Origin of the sequence: Gordonia otitidis, from assembly GCF_020735545.1 — a bacterium.
In the GTDB taxonomy this organism is placed as follows: domain Bacteria; phylum Actinomycetota; class Actinomycetes; order Mycobacteriales; family Mycobacteriaceae; genus Gordonia; species Gordonia otitidis.
Genome location: NZ_CP085974.1, coordinates 340,182 through 356,084 on the forward strand (window position 1 = coordinate 340,182; position 15,903 = coordinate 356,084).

17 protein-coding genes are annotated in these 15,903 nt (G+C 66.0%); 13 read left to right on the plus strand and 4 right to left on the minus strand.

The genetic code is table 11. The annotated features are described in order from the left end of the window. Positions 1–32: 32 nt before the first annotated feature. Positions 33–656 (plus strand): DUF6069 family protein, encoded by a 624-nt coding sequence (locus LK459_RS01505; RefSeq protein WP_007240877.1) that lies wholly within the window; start codon positions 33–35, stop codon positions 654–656. Positions 657–678: 22 nt separating this feature from the next. Here the strand turns inward: LK459_RS01505 and LK459_RS01510 are convergent, their stop codons facing one another. Then, positions 679–1,446, minus strand: coding sequence for a biotin--[acetyl-CoA-carboxylase] ligase (locus tag LK459_RS01510; protein ID WP_227923525.1), 768 nt, complete (start codon positions 1,444–1,446; stop codon positions 679–681). Between the two features lie 285 nt (positions 1,447–1,731). Here LK459_RS01510 and LK459_RS01515 point away from each other — a divergent pair, with 285 nt between their 5' ends. The 9 genes from LK459_RS01515 to LK459_RS01555 all read left to right on the plus strand — a co-directional run bounded on the left by LK459_RS01515 (position 1,732) and on the right by LK459_RS01555 (position 10,727). Continuing rightward, positions 1,732–3,360, plus strand: coding sequence for an acyl-CoA carboxylase subunit beta (locus LK459_RS01515; protein WP_007240875.1), 1,629 nt, complete (start codon positions 1,732–1,734; stop codon positions 3,358–3,360). Beyond that, on the plus strand, positions 3,357–3,590 hold the full coding sequence (locus LK459_RS01520) for an acyl-CoA carboxylase subunit epsilon (protein WP_227921345.1): 234 nt from the start codon (positions 3,357–3,359) through the stop codon (positions 3,588–3,590). Before LK459_RS01515 ends, LK459_RS01520 begins: the two co-directional genes overlap by 4 nt. Before the next feature lie 12 nt (positions 3,591–3,602). After that, positions 3,603–4,316, plus strand: coding sequence for a Maf family protein (locus tag LK459_RS01525; RefSeq protein WP_227921346.1), 714 nt, complete (start codon positions 3,603–3,605; stop codon positions 4,314–4,316). A 103-nt stretch (positions 4,317–4,419) separates the two neighbouring features. Next, positions 4,420–5,310 carry a sulfurtransferase gene (locus tag LK459_RS01530; RefSeq protein WP_227921348.1) on the plus strand — a complete coding sequence of 297 codons (891 nt, stop codon included), beginning with the start codon at positions 4,420–4,422 and terminating at the stop codon, positions 5,308–5,310. Between the two features lie 9 nt (positions 5,311–5,319). Continuing rightward, positions 5,320–5,751, plus strand: a complete 432-nt coding sequence (locus LK459_RS01535; protein ID WP_007240871.1) for a SufE family protein — start codon at positions 5,320–5,322, stop codon at positions 5,749–5,751. Positions 5,752–5,788: 37 nt separating this feature from the next. Further along, complete coding sequence (locus tag LK459_RS01540) at positions 5,789–7,294, plus strand: condensation domain-containing protein (protein WP_227923526.1); 1,506 nt, start codon at positions 5,789–5,791, stop codon at positions 7,292–7,294. Positions 7,295–7,527: 233 nt separating this feature from the next. Further along, positions 7,528–9,339: an acetyl/propionyl/methylcrotonyl-CoA carboxylase subunit alpha gene (locus LK459_RS01545; protein WP_227921349.1), complete on the plus strand. Its 1,812-nt coding sequence runs from the start codon at positions 7,528–7,530 to the stop codon at positions 9,337–9,339. Between the two features lie 72 nt (positions 9,340–9,411). Further along, positions 9,412–9,780, plus strand: coding sequence for a GNAT family N-acetyltransferase (locus tag LK459_RS01550; RefSeq protein WP_227921351.1), 369 nt, complete (start codon positions 9,412–9,414; stop codon positions 9,778–9,780). Positions 9,781–9,857: 77 nt separating this feature from the next. Next, positions 9,858–10,727, plus strand: coding sequence for a 3-hydroxyacyl-CoA dehydrogenase (locus LK459_RS01555; RefSeq protein WP_227921353.1), 870 nt, complete (start codon positions 9,858–9,860; stop codon positions 10,725–10,727). Positions 10,728–10,734: 7 nt separating this feature from the next. Here LK459_RS01555 and LK459_RS01560 read toward each other — a convergent pair whose 3' ends face one another. Then, positions 10,735–11,262, minus strand: coding sequence for a nucleotidyltransferase family protein (locus LK459_RS01560; RefSeq protein ID WP_227923528.1), 528 nt, complete (start codon positions 11,260–11,262; stop codon positions 10,735–10,737). 239 nt (positions 11,263–11,501) lie between these two features. Between LK459_RS01560 and LK459_RS01565 the strand changes: the two genes are divergently transcribed. The 3 genes from LK459_RS01565 (at position 11,502) to uraH (ending at position 14,477) form a co-directional block, all read left to right on the plus strand. After that, positions 11,502–13,487: a solute carrier family 23 protein gene (locus LK459_RS01565; RefSeq protein WP_227923530.1), complete on the plus strand. Its 1,986-nt coding sequence runs from the start codon at positions 11,502–11,504 to the stop codon at positions 13,485–13,487. 9 nt (positions 13,488–13,496) lie between these two features. Next, on the plus strand, positions 13,497–14,018 hold the full coding sequence (gene uraD, locus LK459_RS01570; protein WP_227921354.1) for a 2-oxo-4-hydroxy-4-carboxy-5-ureidoimidazoline decarboxylase: 522 nt from the start codon (positions 13,497–13,499) through the stop codon (positions 14,016–14,018). A 132-nt stretch (positions 14,019–14,150) separates the two neighbouring features. Next, the gene (gene uraH, locus LK459_RS01575; protein ID WP_005173961.1) at positions 14,151–14,477 is read left to right on the plus strand and encodes a hydroxyisourate hydrolase; all 327 of its coding nucleotides are present in this window, start codon (positions 14,151–14,153) and stop codon (positions 14,475–14,477) included. A 4-nt stretch (positions 14,478–14,481) separates the two neighbouring features. Here uraH and LK459_RS01580 read toward each other — a convergent pair whose 3' ends face one another. Together LK459_RS01580 and LK459_RS01585 are read right to left on the minus strand one after the other, a co-directional pair. Then, entirely contained in the window at positions 14,482–15,351 is an 870-nt protein-coding gene (locus LK459_RS01580; RefSeq protein ID WP_227921356.1) for a helix-turn-helix transcriptional regulator, read from the minus strand. Continuing rightward, positions 15,348–15,896 (minus strand): DJ-1/PfpI/YhbO family deglycase/protease, encoded by a 549-nt coding sequence (locus tag LK459_RS01585; RefSeq protein ID WP_227921357.1) that lies wholly within the window; start codon positions 15,894–15,896, stop codon positions 15,348–15,350. The genes LK459_RS01580 and LK459_RS01585 overlap by 4 nt, the downstream gene beginning before the upstream one ends. Positions 15,897–15,903 lie beyond the last annotated feature (7 nt).

Below are 15,903 nucleotides of genomic sequence, written 5' to 3' on the forward strand. Positions count from 1 at the left end.
TGCCGAAAGACGCGCAACAGGTCAGGAGAACCATGAGCTACCGCGACCCCCGCGATCCCAGAGACCAGGGCCCCCGCAATCAGGGGACGGCGCGCTACGAGTCCGGCTACTCGCCGCAGTCCCGTGCCTACAGCCAGCCGACCGACCGCTACCAGCAGCCCCAGGGCTACGAGGACCAGCAATACGATCCGCGCTACGTGTCCGATGCGAACGACAATCGCTCCCGGCAACGCCAACGGCCGGGCATCAACGCCGGTCTGTTTGCGGGTGGCGTCGTCATGACCGGTGTCGTCACCGGCCTCGCCGCGTGGCTGGTGGCGTGGATCATCCGAGCCATCGCCCAGCGCGTGAACGAGGCGGGCAACCTCGGCGTCTGGAATCCGCTGTCGCAGGACGAGTATTGGTTCGCCATCACCGGTTTCCTGTGCGCACTGGCGGGCGGCGCCCTCTGGTACGTCCTCTACCTCACGACCCCGTCGCCCAACCAGTTCTATCGATGGATCGTCGGCCTGCTGATCGCGGCGGCCGTCATCATCCCGCTCGTATTGTCGGCGCAGATATCGACGGGCATCAGCACGGCCGTGGTCCATCTCGTCATCGGATTGCCGGTCCTGTCGCTGATTCCTGCGATGGGCGAGAAGAGTATCCAGCGCTGAGCCGCGACCGAGCGCGTCGAGCTCAGTTCTGCGTCGGCCGCAGGTGGAGCACGTCGCCTGCCGCAGCGGTGAATCGCTGACCGTCGTCGGTGCGCACCACGATGCGGCCCTCGCCGTCGACGTCCTCGGCGACTCCCTCGACGCTGCGCTCGTCCGGCAGCGAGAGCTTGATGCGACGACCGAGCGTGTCGCACCGATCCCGGTATCGCCTGGCTACCTCATCGACATCGGTCGGCCACGGCGTGTCGGCCAAGGCGCTCAGATACTCGGCCACCAGGGCTGCGACGTCGACCGGGTCACCGCTCTCGACCAGCAGACTCGTCGCCGTGGGTACGGGAAGGTCGTCGGCCGTCATGTCGGTGTTGATCCCGATACCGACCACGACGACGCTGCCCGTCGGGGCGGGTATGTACTCGGCGAGGATGCCGGCGACCTTTTTTCCGTCGACGAGTACGTCATTGGGCCATTTGAGTGTCGGGCGCACACCGGTCGCCGACTCGATGGCCGACGCCGCGGCCACCCCGGTCGCCAACGACAGCCAGCCGAGACGTTCTGCTCGTTCGCCCGCATCGAGCACGACCGACACCGCCACCTGCCCGCCCCGGGGCGCCGACCACACCCGCGCATGCCTGCCACGCCCCGCCGTCTGGTCGGTCGTGACCCGCACTGTCCCGACGATCCCGGGTTCTGCTGCGCGTGCCGCCAGGTCGGCGTTGGTCGAACCGGTCGAGTCGACGACCTCGATCGTCGATCCGACACCGCTCGCGGACGGTCGGTGACGTGCCAGGATCGCCTCGCGGAGGTCGTCGGCGTTGGTCGGTGAAGCCGCGTCCGATGCCACGTTCGTAGTCGATCCCGTGTCCTGCGATGTCTGCTCGTCACTCACAGGTTCCGAGGTTAATCTGCTCGCCGACACAGGGGGTCCGAGTACGGGAGTTTGAATAAGGGGGTCTAGGTCAACGAGAGGGAGCATCTTTCCGCGGCCAGCGCGTGGTGACGACCACCCCAAAGATGAGGGGTTCTCATGTTGGGGTGCTTGACGTGGGCTACCGAGCGCTCGATAGCATCGGCTGTTATGACCTCCGCGCCGCAGCAGCCCGATTCGGCTCCCGACATCCACACCACCGCAGGAAAACTCGCCGACCTGCGGCAGCGTCTCGACGAAGCGCGTCATCCGGTCGGCGAAGCCGCCATCGAGAAGGTTCACGCGAAGGGCAAGCTGACCGCGCGCGAGCGCATCACCCACCTGCTCGACGACGATTCGTTCGTCGAACTCGACGCACTCGCACGCCATCGCAGCACCAATTTCGGGCTCGCCGAGCGGCGACCGCTCGGTGACGGTGTGGTGACCGGCTACGGAACGATCGACGGGCGCGAGGTCTGCGTCTTCAGCCAGGACTCGACCGTGTTCGGCGGCAGCCTCGGCGAGGTCTACGGCGAGAAGATCGTCAAGGTCATGGATCTCGCGATCAAGACGGGCCGACCACTCATCGGCATCAACGACGGCGCAGGCGCGCGCATCCAGGAGGGCGTGGTCTCGCTCGGCCTCTACGCCGACATCTTCTACCGCAACGTGCGGGCTTCCGGCGTGATCCCGCAGATCTCGCTGATCATGGGCGCGGCTGCCGGTGGCCATGTGTACTCGCCCGCACTGACCGACTTCGTGGTGATGGTCGACCAGACCAGTCAGATGTTCATCACCGGGCCCGACGTCATCAAGACCGTCACCGGCGAGGACGTCACGATGGAGGCACTCGGTGGTGCCAACACCCACATGACCAGATCAGGTGTCGCGCACTACGTCGGCTCCGATGAGGAAGACGCACTCGAGTACGTCAAGGAACTGCTGAGCTACCTGCCGAGCAACAACCGCGCCGAGCCGCCTCGTCTGCCGGTCGACGAACCGGCCGCCGGTTCGATCGAGGACACCCTCACCGACGAGGATCTCGAACTCGACACCCTCATCCCCGACTCGCCCAACCAGCCCTACGACATGCACGAGGTCATCAGGCGGATCCTCGACGACGACGAGTTCCTCGAGGTGCAAGAAGACTACGCGACCAACATCGTCGTCGGTTTCGGTCGAGTCGACGGACGCAGCGTCGGTATCGTCGCCAACCAGCCGACGCAGTTCGCAGGCTGCCTCGACATCAACGCATCGGAGAAGGCCGCCCGCTTCGTGCGGACCTGCGACGCGTTCAACGTCCCGATCGTCACCCTCGTCGACGTTCCCGGATTCCTTCCCGGCACCGACCAGGAATACAACGGCATCATCCGGCGCGGTGCCAAGCTGCTCTACGCCTACGGCGAGGCGACGGTCGGAAAGATCACCGTCATCACCCGCAAGGCGTACGGCGGCGCGTACGACGTCATGGGTTCCAAGCACATGGGCGCCGACGTGAATCTGGCGTGGCCGACCGCCCAGATCGCCGTGATGGGTGCGTCGGGAGCCGTGGGTTTCGTGTACCGCACACAGTTGAAGGAAGCCGCGGCCAAGGGCGAGGACGTCGACGCTCTGCGCCTGAAGCTGCAGGAAGAGTACGAGGACACCCTGGTGAACCCCTACGTCGCCGCCGAACGCGGCTACGTGGACGCGGTGATCCCGCCGAGCCACACCCGCGGCCAGATCGCCACGGCGCTCAAGCTCCTCGAACGCAAGGTGGTCAACGTGCCGCCGAAGAAGCATGGGAACATCCCGCTGTGAACACACCAGAGACCACAGGCGACTCCACGGAATCGCAGTCGGCCCGTCCCGTGCTGCGCGTGGTGAAGGGCAATCCGACCGACGAGGACATCGCGGTGCTGGTGACGGTTCTCGCCTCCGGTCGCAGCGCACCGGAACCGCCGGCCGACGAGCCGCGCAACGACTGGGGTCGCCCGATCGATCGCCTTCGTCCGGCCTGGGGCTCGCCGTCGTCGTTCCTGCGTTTCTGATGGGGACCTGACGTGACGAGCGGCGAGGACGACGGTGCGAGGAGGTCCGCGGACACCCGTTTCGAGGTGATCCTCGGCTCGGCGTCGCCGGCCCGGCTCGCGGTGTTGCGTCAGGGAGGCCTCGATCCCCGTGTCGTCGTCCCCGATGTCGACGAGGACGCCCTACTCGCCACCCTGGCGGCCGAGGCGCCCAGCGACGCGGTCACACGGCTCGCGCAGGCCAAGGCCGACTCGGTGATCAGGACGCTGCTCGGCGAGCGCGTCGACCACGCCGATTCGGTCGACGGACAGACGCTACCCGACCTCGTCGTGCTCACCTGCGATTCGATGCTCCTGTATCAGGGCACACTCAGCGGAAAACCCCACTCCGCCGACGTCGCGATCGAGCAGTGGAAGCGCATGCGCGGCAGCGAAGCCCAGTTGGTCACCGGTCACTGCGTCGCGCACGTGAGTGGGCTCGATGTGGCAGGGCGCACGGCGGAGTCCGCGTCGACGGTGGTCCGGTTCGCCGACGTCGACGACGAGGAGATCGACGCATACGTGTCGACGGGTGAGCCGCTCGAAGTCGCCGGTGCGTTCACCCTCGACGGACGAGGCGGATGGTTCATCGAGGGCATCGAGGGAGACCCGTCGTCGGTGATCGGTATCGGACTGCCCACCGTGCGGCACCTCCTGCGTCGGCTCGACATCCCTGTCGCCACACTGTGGTCGCAGAACAGCAGGTGACTCGAGCACGCCCGGGCGTGCTGTCGACGCGTTGTCGACTAGGCTGAATTCCGCCGTCCCGCGCCACCGTGCAGTGGCCCGATCCGAGCTGGAGAATCTCACCGTGACTGTCGAAACCGATCCGAACCCGGCATTCGCCGGTTACGCGCACCCCGAGCGTCTGGTCACCACGCAGTGGTTGTCGGCGCATCTGGGGGCCAAGGGTCTCAAGATCATCGAGTCCGATGAAGACGTCCTGCTCTACGACATCGGGCACATCCCGACCGCGCAGAAGGTCGATTGGCACCTCCACCTGAACGATCCCGTGGTACGCGACTACATCGACGGCGAGCAGTTCGCAGAGTTGATGCGCAGCAAGGGAATCGAACGCGACGACACGATCGTCATCTACGGCGACAAGAGCAATTGGTGGGCTGCCTACGCGCTGTGGGTGTTCACGCTCTTCGGTCACGAGGACGTCCGCCTCCTCGACGGCGGTCGCGACGCGTGGATGTCCGAGGATCGCGACACCTCGTTCGACGTTCCGGAGTACCCGCGTTCGGACTACCCCGTCGTCGAACGTGACGATTCGCTGATCCGCGCATTCGAGCCGGATGTGCGTGCGGCGCTCGGAGAAGAACCGCTGGTCGACGTGCGTTCACCGCAGGAGTACACGGGCGAGCGCACGCACATGCCCGACTATCCCGAAGAGGGCGCGCTGCGCGGCGGCCACATCCCGACCGCCATCTCCATTCCATGGGCCAAGGCCGCGCGCTCGGACAGTCGGTTCCGTTCGCGCGACGAACTCGACGAGATCTATGGCGATCTCGACGCAGACACCCCGACCATCGCCTACTGTCGCATCGGCGAGCGGTCGAGTCACACCTGGTTCGTGTTGACCCATCTGCTCGGATTCACACATGTCCGCAACTACGACGGGTCGTGGACCGAATGGGGTAACGCGGTGCGTGTCCCCATCGCCGTCGGCGACGAACCCGGCGAAGCACCCGCGTAGGACATCCCGATGGGCACACTACCGGCCGGCCTCGCCGAGATCGTCGACGACTTTGCCGCACTTGGCGATTCGGACAAGGTCACATTGCTGCTGGAGTTCGCGGGCGAACTACCCGCGCTGCCGGACGACCTCGCGACCGAGGCGATGGAACCGGTACCAGAGTGCCAATCGCCGGTCTTCCTGTCCGTTGACGCCGCCGACCCTGACGCGGTGCGCTTGTACTTCAGCGCACCTCCCGAGGCGCCGACGACGCGCGGATTCGCCTCGATACTCGCCCAGGGGCTCGACGGCGAAGCTGCCGACGCGATCCTCGACGTGCCTGCCGACTTCTACCACGATCTCGGACTCGACGCCGCGGTGAGTCCACTTCGCCTGCGCGGCATGGCCGGGATGCTCGGCCGCGTCAAGAACCAGGTGCGCGCGCAAACCGGGCGTCGGTGACCACGCCGGCACGGCGACGACGGGTCGGGTGACGACGGTGAAGTTCATCCAGATCCTGGAGGAGCCCATCGAACCCGGTGGTCTCGTCGAGTGGATCCCCATGGTTCCGGGAGGGCTCGGCACCTGGGATCCCGATTCGCGGCTCACCTCACACAATCACGAGCAGCACCTGCGTGGGGCGTTCGAGTATCGTGCACGCACCCGTCGTGAGGGTGGCCGCGAGTCGTGGCTGGGGCTGTCCATCGAGTTCGACGAGCCGCTGTCGATCCCCGCGATCCGCACCGCCCTGTCACGGTGGATCGACCGTCACGAGGTACTCCGCAGCCACGTCGTGATCAAGGCCGACGGGCTCCACCGTCTCACCACCGCACCGGGCACCGTGCGCCTGAAGATGGGCCGCATCGGCTGGTACTCGGAATCCGGCCCGCTGCTCGACCAGATCGCAGGTGCATTCGACAGGGCTACCGCGCCCCTGCAGTGGCCCGCCTACATGTTCGCCACCGTCGGCCGCGAGTCGTCGTTCACACTGCTCTTCGCCGCGGACCACTCCCTGGTCGACGGGTACTCGTTGATCATGGCGCAGCACGAACTCATCACGCTCTATCGCGCCGCGCGCGACCGCACCGATGTCGACCTGCCTGAGGTCGGCAGTTACGTCGACTTCAGCGCGCACGAGCGACGCCTGGCCGACCAGGCCGGGGCCGATCACCCCAGTGTCTCGACATGGACGTCGTTTCTGAGCGCAGGCGCCGGCGACATGCCGCCGTTCCAGGTGAACGGTCGACACCGTATCGGTGACGCCGACACCGAACCTCCCGACCCCGCTGTCGATCCGGCACAGGAGTCGCTGTCGGGCGTGATCGCCGACGATGACGCCGCCAACCGCTTCACGGCGGTGTGCTCGGAGGCAGGAGGCACGCTCACCGCGGGGATCCTCGCCGCATTCGCGATCGTCCACCATCGCAGGACCGGAGACGACGAGTTCCGGTGCGTCCTGCCCCGCCACACCCGCAACGACCACCGCTGGCTCACCTCCCTCGGGTGGTTCGTCGCCGTCGCGCCCTTCTGCCTCGACATGTCCGATTCGCCGACGTTCGACCAGGCGGTGGCCCGCGCCACCGTTGAACTCAAACGCGCGCGTCAGGGCGCTTCTCTGCCCTTCCTGCGGGTTGCCGACCTGATCGACTACCGCGGCGAACCGCAGTTCGTCATCTCGTTCATCGACACCAGGTACGCGCCTGGGGCCGCGGAGGCCGACGCCGGGCGTGCGACGGTGATCCGAAGTCACAGCTACGCACGCGACGAGGTGTTCATCTGGATCAACCGGACCCCGTCGGGGATGCGATTCTCGGCCAGGTTCCCTGCCGAGACGCCCGTGGCGCCGGTCGTCGGGCCCGCGACCGTCGCTGATCCTGACAACAGGGTCGCGACACCGCCCGGGGAGGTGGACGCCGAAGTCGGTCCCGTGCACGCCTACCTGCACGATTTCGCCGAGTTCGTGCGTTCCGTCGGTGACGCAAGCACCTTCGGTTCCACGGTGTGACCGGCACCTCGACCGAACGATTGCTCGGTGGGCTAGGGTAAACCGCGGAACACACGTCGATAGACTCGTGGGGTTCATGTCGTCACCCGAACCGTCGACACCCTCGACGCAGTGCACGGGCGACCGACAACACCGCATGAGTACTCGGACGGTGACGACGAGGGGAAGGCTGCAACCAGCGGCTATACCCGTGAAGACAGCTCAGCACAGAGCCAGGCCCAGGAGATCAGCAAGTGCCCAGTGAACAAGCCTCCAGTTCCACGATCAACAAGGTCCTCATCGCCAACCGCGGTGAGATCGCCGTTCGCGTCATCCGCGCCGCGCGCGACGCAGGAATCCCCAGCGTCGCCGTCTACGCAGAGCCCGACGCCAGCGCCAAGTTCGTGAAACTCGCCGACGAGGCGTTCGCACTGGGCGGGCAGACGTCGGCGGAGTCCTACCTCGTCTTCGACAAGATCCTCGACGCCGCCGCCAAGTCGGGCGCCAACGCCGTTCATCCCGGGTACGGCTTCCTCTCCGAGAACGCCGACTTCGCACAGGCGGTGCTCGATGCCGGTCTGATCTGGATCGGTCCGTCTCCGCAGTCGATCCGCGACCTCGGCGACAAGGTCACCGCCCGCCACATCGCGCTGCGCGCCGACGCCCCGATGGCGCCGGGTACGAAGGATCCCGTCAAGAACGCCGACGAGGTCGTCGCGTTCGCGAAGGAGTACGGCGTACCGGTCGCCATCAAGGCGGCATTCGGTGGTGGCGGTCGCGGCATGAAGGTGGCCTACACCATCGAGGAGATCCCGGAACTGTTCGAGTCGGCGACCCGCGAGGCCGTGTCCGCATTCGGTCGCGGCGAGTGCTTCGTGGAGCGATACCTCGACAAGGCGCGCCACGTCGAGGCGCAGGTCATCGCCGACCAGCACGGCAACGTGATCGTCGCGGGCACACGTGACTGCTCGCTGCAGCGGCGCTTTCAGAAGCTCGTGGAGGAGGCACCCGCGCCGTTCCTCACCGACGAGCAACGACAGCGCATTCACGCGTCCGCCAAAGCCATCTGCCGCGAAGCCGGTTATTACGGCGCGGGCACCGTCGAGTTCCTCGTCGGCAACGACGGACTCGTCTCCTTCCTCGAGGTCAACACCCGCCTGCAGGTCGAACATCCGGTCACCGAGGAGACCTCGGGAATCGACCTCGTCCGCCAGCAGTTCCGCATCGCCAACGGAGAGAAGCTCGAGTTCGACGAAGACCCCGCGCCGCGCGGCCACTCCATCGAGTTCCGTATCAACGGCGAGGACCCCGGCCGCAACTTCCTCCCCGCCCCCGGCCCGATCACCGTCTACAAGGAGCCGTCGGGCCCCGGCGTGCGCGTCGACTCCGGCGTGGAGCAGGGCGACGTCATCGGCGGGCAGTTCGATTCGATGCTCGCCAAACTGATCGTCACCGGTGAGAACCGCGAGCAGGCACTCGAGCGTGCCCGCCGCGCACTCGACGAGTTCGAGGTCGAGGGTCTCGCGACGGTTCTCCCCTTCGATCGGCACATCGTGTCGAACCCGGCGTTCATCGGTCACACCGACGAGAACGGCGTCGAGACGTTCGACGTCTACACCAAGTGGATCGAGACCGATTGGGACAATCCGATCGAGCCGTACACCGGCGGTGAGGCCATCGAGGACGACGACTCGGCCCCGCGCCAGAACGTCGTCGTCGAGGTCGGTGGTCGTCGAGTCGAGGTCTCGCTGCCCGGCGATCTCGCGATCGGCGGAGCGGCGTCGGCGGGCGGCGTCGTCCGCAAGAAGCCCAAGCCGCGCACACGCACCAAGGGCGCAGGCGCTGCCGCTTCCGGCGACTCGGTTGCCGCACCGATGCAGGGCACCGTGGTCAAGATCGCCGTCGAGGAAGGCCAGGAGGTTTCCGCGGGAGACCTCGTCGTGGTGCTCGAGGCGATGAAGATGGAGAACCCGGTCACCGCGCACAAGGACGGCGTCGTGACCGGCCTCGCGATCGAGGCCGGCGCGGCCGTGACCCAGGGAACAGTGCTGCTCGAAATCAAGTGACCCTCAGATAATTGGCAGTCGTCGTCGGGCCCGACCACACGGTCGGGCCCGACGCGTTGTCGAGGAGCCCCGATGGAACCCGTCGAGATCAATGCCGGCACCTGGTATCTGCGCGGACTGCGTGCCGATGACCGGATATCGGACGCACCGGCACTTCGCGAACTAGGCATCACCGAGCCCGAAGACTATGTCAGACAGTCGGATTCGGCGTGGGCTGACGAGACGTCGTTCACCTGGGCCATCTGTGAGCCGACAACCGGCGAGCTCGTGGCGCTGATCGGGGTCACGGCCACGGACGGCACCGCGCAACTGTGGGACAGCGCACGCCGCGGCTTCGACGACGCCGTCGTCACCGCGCGCGGTCCGGTGTGCCGCTTCGTGGTCGGAGCGCTCGGACTGCCGATGCCCACACTTCTCGGCGACAGCTCCGCACCGGAGTAGGTTGGCTGTGGGAGGATCTTCGCCCGTCGGGGGCGGACACGTTGTGGTCGGGCATTCGACGACGATGGAGGCGCACGATGGCAGATTTCCAGAAGGTCACAGTCCTCGGAGCCGGTGTACTCGGCTCCCAGATCGCATTCCAGACCGCTTACAAGGGTTTTGATGTCACGTCCTACGACATCAACCAGAAGGCACTCGATGCCGCGGCGAAACGGTACGACGACCTCGTCGAGACGTACAAGAACGAGGTGCCAGGTGCCGCGGACGGTGCCGCCGACGAGGCACGCAAGCGCATCACGCTGACCGACGATCTCGCCAAGGCGGCCGACGCCGACCTCATCATCGAAGCGGTTCCCGAAGTCCTCGAACTCAAACAGGACACCTACCGCAAACTCAACGAACTCGCCCCGAAGGACACGATCTTCGCGACCAACTCGTCGTCGTTGCTCCCCAGCGACCTCGAATCCTCCACGGGGCGCCCGGATCGCTTTCTGGCGCTGCACTTCGCCAACCGGGTCTGGCAATTCAACACCGCGGAGATCATGGGCACCAAGGACACCGATCCCGCGGTCTACGACAAGGTGGTGCAGTTCGCCTCCGACATCGGTATGGAACCCATCCAGATCCACAAGGAGAAGGCCGGGTACGTCCTCAACTCGCTGTTGATCCCGTTCCTCAATGCGGCACTCGAACTGGCAGCAGGCGGTTACGCCGAGCCCGAGGACGTGGACAAGACGTGGCGCATCGCGACCGGCGCTCCACTCGGCCCCTTCCAGATCTACGACGTCGTCGGGCTGATGACCCCGTACAACATCCTGATGAACGGCGACCAGGGCAATCGTCATCTCGGCGCCTGGCTCAAGCAGAACTACATCGACAAGGGCAAACTCGGTATGGCCAGCGGCGAGGGGTTCTACACCTACCCGAAGTCCGATCAGCCGGCCTGACGCCGGGTCACGGCTCGTCTCGGTCGAGTCCCGAGGCCAGGTCGCCACACTCGACCATCTCGACGATGTCGGCGTGCGCGCGCAGATATGCCGCCGCGCCGACATCTCCGTGCAGCGACACCATCACGTCGCGCAGATGTTCGGCGCCGAGATAGACCGGGTGTCGGGGGGCTCCCCCGTATGTGGCACGCACGAGGGCGCCTCGTCGACGCGCCGCGCGCGCCAACACACGTCGCACGACAGCGGCCGACACGTCGGGCATGTCAACAACATGTAAAACCACACCGGCCAAATCGTCTCGCTTGAGCGCCTCACCGAGGACTCTCCGCACGCTTGCCGACAGTCCTGACTCCCAGTCGGCCACGATGATCGACGTCGCGCCGTCGGGCGCTTCCACCACCGCGGCACCCATCGCCACGAGCACCTCGTCGCACCCGCCGGCACGCAACGCCGAGACGGAGGTTCTCACCCACTCCCCCTGAGCGGCAAGGATTTTCGGCATTCCGTAGCGACTGCCCGCACCTGCGGCGAGCACCGCTCCGACGACCTTCCCCGGTGTAGAACGGCCACTACGTCCGGCGTCAGCCGACTCCGCGATGTCCACGGGAGCCGATGGTAGCGCTGCGTCGAATCCATCCGTGTTAACCCCGCTGAAACATGATCGCGCCGCTGCGCGAGATCGCCCGCGGGGGTCCACTATCTATCTGCCGGTCGCGTGCTCGTCTGCGGTCGGCCCACATCTGTGCGCGGAGCACCATCTCGTTGGAGGCGAACATGACAACCGAGGCGACACCGGCGTCCACGCCGGCGAAGAAGCGAAAGCGCGTACACCCCGTCGACCAGGTTCCGCCACCCGGCAAACTCGTCGCCCTCGGCGCACAGCACGTCGTCGCGTTCTACGCCGGTGCCGTTCTGGTCCCGTTGCTGATCGCGCGCGCCATCGGGCTCGACTCCGACGCGCTGACGATGCTCATCACCGCAGACCTCTTCACCTGTGGCATCGCCTCATTGCTGCAGTCCGTCGGCATCTGGAAGATCGGTGTACGTCTGCCGTTGCTGCAGGGCATCACCTTCGCCACGCTCGCACCTGTCATCCAGATCGCCAACCAGAACGGCGGCGGACGCGTCGGCCTGCAGACGGTCTACGGCGCGGTGATCGCAGCCGGCATCGCGACCTTTCTCATCGCTCCGTTCTTCGCCAAACTCATCCGCTTCCTGCCGCCGGTGGTGACGGGCACGCTGATCACCATCATCGGCGTCTGCCTCATCCCGGTCGGCGCGGGCGACGCGGTCACCAACCCGCACGAGCACCTCCACGACAACGCGAACTGGAAATGGGTCTGCTACGCGCTCGGTACCATCCTGCTGATCGTGTTGATGCAGCGATTCTTCCGTGGCTTCATGGCAACGATCGCGGTGCTGATGGGCCTCGTGGTCGCCACGTTCATCGCCTGGCTGTGCGGCGACGCATCGTTCGGCATCGTCGGCGAAGCCGGCTGGTTCGGCTTCACACCGCCGTTCGCCTTCGGCGCTCCCAGGTGGGATCTCGTGGCGATCGTGTCGATGATCGTCGTGCTGTTGGTCGTAGCGGTGGAATCGACGGGTTCGATCTTCGCCACCGGTGAGATCGTCGGCAAGCGCATCAAGAAGGAAGACGTCGCCGCAGCCGTACGCGCCGACGGCGTGGCCACCATCTTCGGCGGAATCTTCAATTCGTTCCCCTACACCGCGTTCTCCGAGAACGTGGGCCTGGTGCGCCTGACCGGGGTCAAGAGCCGCTGGGTGGTTGCCTGCGCAGGCGTCATCATGATCATTCTCGGCTGCCTGCCCAAACTCGCGAAGGTGGTCGAGTCCATCCCCGCACCGATCCTCGGTGGCGCAGCTCTCATCATGTTCGCGACCGTGGCCATCGTCGGAATCCAGACCCTCACATCGGTCGACTTCACCGACCATCGCAACCTGATCATCGCGGCCACGTCGCTGGCCGTCGCGCTCTACGTGCAGTTCTCGCAGTCGGCGACCCCGACCACCGTCATCGAAAAGGGCGGTGCGCACGTCGACGTCCCCGCGTTGCCCGGTGTCGATCAGGCGATGCCCAACATGATCCTGCAGATACCGTTCTCGACAGGCATCACGATGGGTGCGATCACCGCGATCCTGCTGAACCTGTTGTTCTTCCACGTCGGACGTCGCGGCCCGGCCGTCGCGGGACGCGGCGCCATCACCCTCGACGCCGTCAACAAGATGACCTACGTCGAATTCAGTCAGACCTTCGGTGGCCTGGTGCAGAACGTCGACTGGGTGGTCGAACGCGCCTACGAGCAGCGCCCCTTCGAGGACGTCCACGATCTGCGCAGCGCCTTCCAGGAGGCCATGCTGACCGGCAGCGACGAGGAACAGTTGCAGCTCATCCGCGCATTCCCCGACCTCGGCGCGGAAGACGAGACCGGCGAGCTGACAGCCGTCGACCACAAGGGCCTGTCCCACCTCGAGGAGACCGAGCACGAGAACGTCGTCGACCTCGCCAAGGCGTACAAGGACCACTTCGGCTTCCCGTTGGTCATCGACGCGCAGGAGGCCGAACGCTACGACCGCGTGTTGCGCAACGGTTGGGCTCGCATGGACAACTCCGAGACCTCGGAGAAGTCCTTCGCGCTCATCGAGATCGCGAAGATCGCCAACCACCGGTTCGACGATCTCGTGGCCGACGCCAACCCGCTGACCTCGGCTCGCTTCAGCCGCCAGCCAGAGCTCTCGTAGGCTGACCGCGTGCGACGAGTGGATTGGCGTGGTCTGCCCAGTTTCAACGAGCTGTCGGAGCGACAGGCGATCAGCACGCTCTACGAGTGCTGCAGTTCATCGATCTGGGCGTTGCGCGTCGCCAAGGCGCGCCCGTTCGTCGACGACGAGGCACTTCTCGAATACGCCGACCTGATACTCGCCGAACTGACCGACACCGACCTCGACGAGGCACTGGCGGGGCACCCCCGCATCGGGGACCGCCCCGACAACGCCTCGTCGAGTCGGGAACAATCGGGAGTCGCGGGCGCCGACCCCGCGGTACTCGCCGAGCTCAAGCAGCTCAACAAGGAGTACGAGGAGAAGTTCGGACACGTCTACCTGGTGTTCGCCAATGGACGGCCCGCCGAGGAACTGCTCGCAATCCTCAAGGAGCGCATGCGCAACGACGCCCCGACCGAGCGTCGGGTCCTGCGCATGGAGCTGGCGAAGATCAATCGCAGTCGGCTGCAACGGATGCTGACACCCGCCGTCGAATTCGTCGACGACTGATCGCACATCGCGCTGCCCGGAGCCCTCAAACGCCGCCCGATTCGGCAGACGCCGTCGGTGCACCAACCGCGTCCGCCGACTCGAGCTGCGTTCACGGCAAAGAACTCACCACATACCCACTAGGCTGAATCCATGACCGGACTGTCCACACACGTCCTCGACGCCGTCAGCGGTGCTCCCGCAGTCGGGATGTCGGTGATCCTGCGCGACGTCGACGGCGAACAACTCGCCTCGGGCACCACCAACAGCGACGGCCGCATCCCGCAGGTCAACACCGACCCACTCGCGCCGGGCACCTACCATCTGGTCTTCGCGACCGCAGACTGGTTCGGCGCGAACGGGATCGTCGGCTTCTTCCCGCAGATCGACATCTGTTTCACCATCGACGATCCGAATCGGCACTATCACGTACCGGTGCTGTTGAGTCCGTACTCGTACTCCACATACCGCGGTAGCTGAGTACTCACCGCTCGTCGTCGCGCCGGTAGACCACGAGCGACAGTTCGTCACAACCGCGTACCTGCAGCGTCGTGAAGTGGCAGCCCACGACGCCTTCTCCCGGCACGCGCAGTCGCCACCGCCCCGACCTCTTGTCGTGCGGCTCATAGCGGTTCCAGATGTAGCGAAATGCCTTGCTGGACCGCCACAACTGGTCGATCAACGCTCGATGTTCCGCCGACGCAGGTCGCGTCGCGAGATTCAGATGAGCCAAGCCGACCACCTCGTAGGCCTTGGCCGTCCAGTCCACATACACCGATCTGCTGATCGGGTCGTCGAAGATGTACTCCAGCAACGAGACCGGTTGAAGCGGCCACTCGGACGAGTCCCGGTCGGGGAACAGGACGGCCGCGGTCGCCTTGTCGACGGCGGTGAGCATCAACTCGTCGGTGAGAAGGTGCAGCATCACGGTGTCGAAGAGTCGGGTGCCGATGGCCAGCAGATCCGCCTCGGCATCGGCGAGCGCCTCGCTCGTCGCCATCGGCTCACCCGATGGTTCCGCGGTGAGTGCCAACAGATACCTGCGGTCGAGGTCGCTCAGACGCAGAGCGTCGGCGATGGAACCGACGACCGCGCGGGAGGGGTGTGCCACCTTGCCCTGCTCGAACTTGGTGTAGTAGTCCATGCTCACGCCTGCGGCCCAGGCGATCTCCTCGCGTCGCAGCCCCGCAACCCGGCGGTCGGTGGTGGCGTTGTAGACAGGCCAGGAGGGATCGGGCGCCAACTGTGCACGTCGATTCCGAAGGAACCCGGACGTCGCGGTCGCACGGTAGTCGGCGGTGACAGAGGGCGACGACGCACCCTGCGCGTCGTCGGTCCCCCGGCCCCCGCTCATGCCAGTTGCGCGTCGATCGCGCCGGTGAAGTCCGGCAGGTCGTCCGGCGTCCGCGAGGTGATCAGCGTGAATCCGTTGGTGTCGTCACTCACCACCGCCTCGTCCACCCAGTTGCCACCTGCGTTGTTCACATCGGTCCGCAACGACGGGTACGACGTCAGGGTTTTGCCGACGAGCAATCCGGTCTCGACGATCAGCCACGGTCCGTGACAGATCGCCGCTACGGGCTTACCCGCCTCGGCAAATCCGCGCACCACGCTCTGCGCCGTCGCATCGGTGCGCAGTGTGTCGGCGTTGAGTGTGCCACCGGGTACGACGAGCACATCGAAGTCAGCGGGATCGACGTCGGCGATCGCCGCATCGGCGGCAACGGTCGAGCCCGGATCCTTGTCGCCTACCAGGGTCTGTACGTCGTCGCCGTCGACGGTCGCGACTGTGACGGCGACACCTTCGTCCCGCAGATGATCACGCGGGACGAGGAGTTCGTCGCGTTCGACGCCATACGACGTCGCGATGATCAGTGCCTTCTTGTCGGAGAGAGCCATGATTCGA

Excerpts from the sequence above, each read along its gene's own strand:
- LK459_RS01505 (WP_007240877.1), top strand. The coding sequence starts at position 33 with ATGAGCTACCGCGACCCCCGCGATCCCAGAGACCAGGGCCCCCGCAAT.
- LK459_RS01515 (WP_007240875.1), top strand. The coding sequence starts at position 1,732 with ATGACCTCCGCGCCGCAGCAGCCCGATTCGGCTCCCGACATCCACACC.
- LK459_RS01535 (WP_007240871.1), top strand. The coding sequence starts at position 5,320 with ATGGGCACACTACCGGCCGGCCTCGCCGAGATCGTCGACGACTTTGCC.
- LK459_RS01550 (WP_227921351.1), top strand. The coding sequence starts at position 9,412 with ATGGAACCCGTCGAGATCAATGCCGGCACCTGGTATCTGCGCGGACTG.
- LK459_RS01555 (WP_227921353.1), top strand. The coding sequence starts at position 9,858 with ATGGCAGATTTCCAGAAGGTCACAGTCCTCGGAGCCGGTGTACTCGGC.
- LK459_RS01565 (WP_227923530.1), top strand. The coding sequence starts at position 11,502 with ATGACAACCGAGGCGACACCGGCGTCCACGCCGGCGAAGAAGCGAAAG.
- uraH (WP_005173961.1), top strand. The coding sequence starts at position 14,151 with ATGACCGGACTGTCCACACACGTCCTCGACGCCGTCAGCGGTGCTCCC.
- LK459_RS01580 (WP_227921356.1), bottom strand. The coding sequence starts at position 15,351 with ATGAGCGGGGGCCGGGGGACCGACGACGCGCAGGGTGCGTCGTCGCCC.
- LK459_RS01585 (WP_227921357.1), bottom strand. The coding sequence starts at position 15,896 with ATGGCTCTCTCCGACAAGAAGGCACTGATCATCGCGACGTCGTATGGC.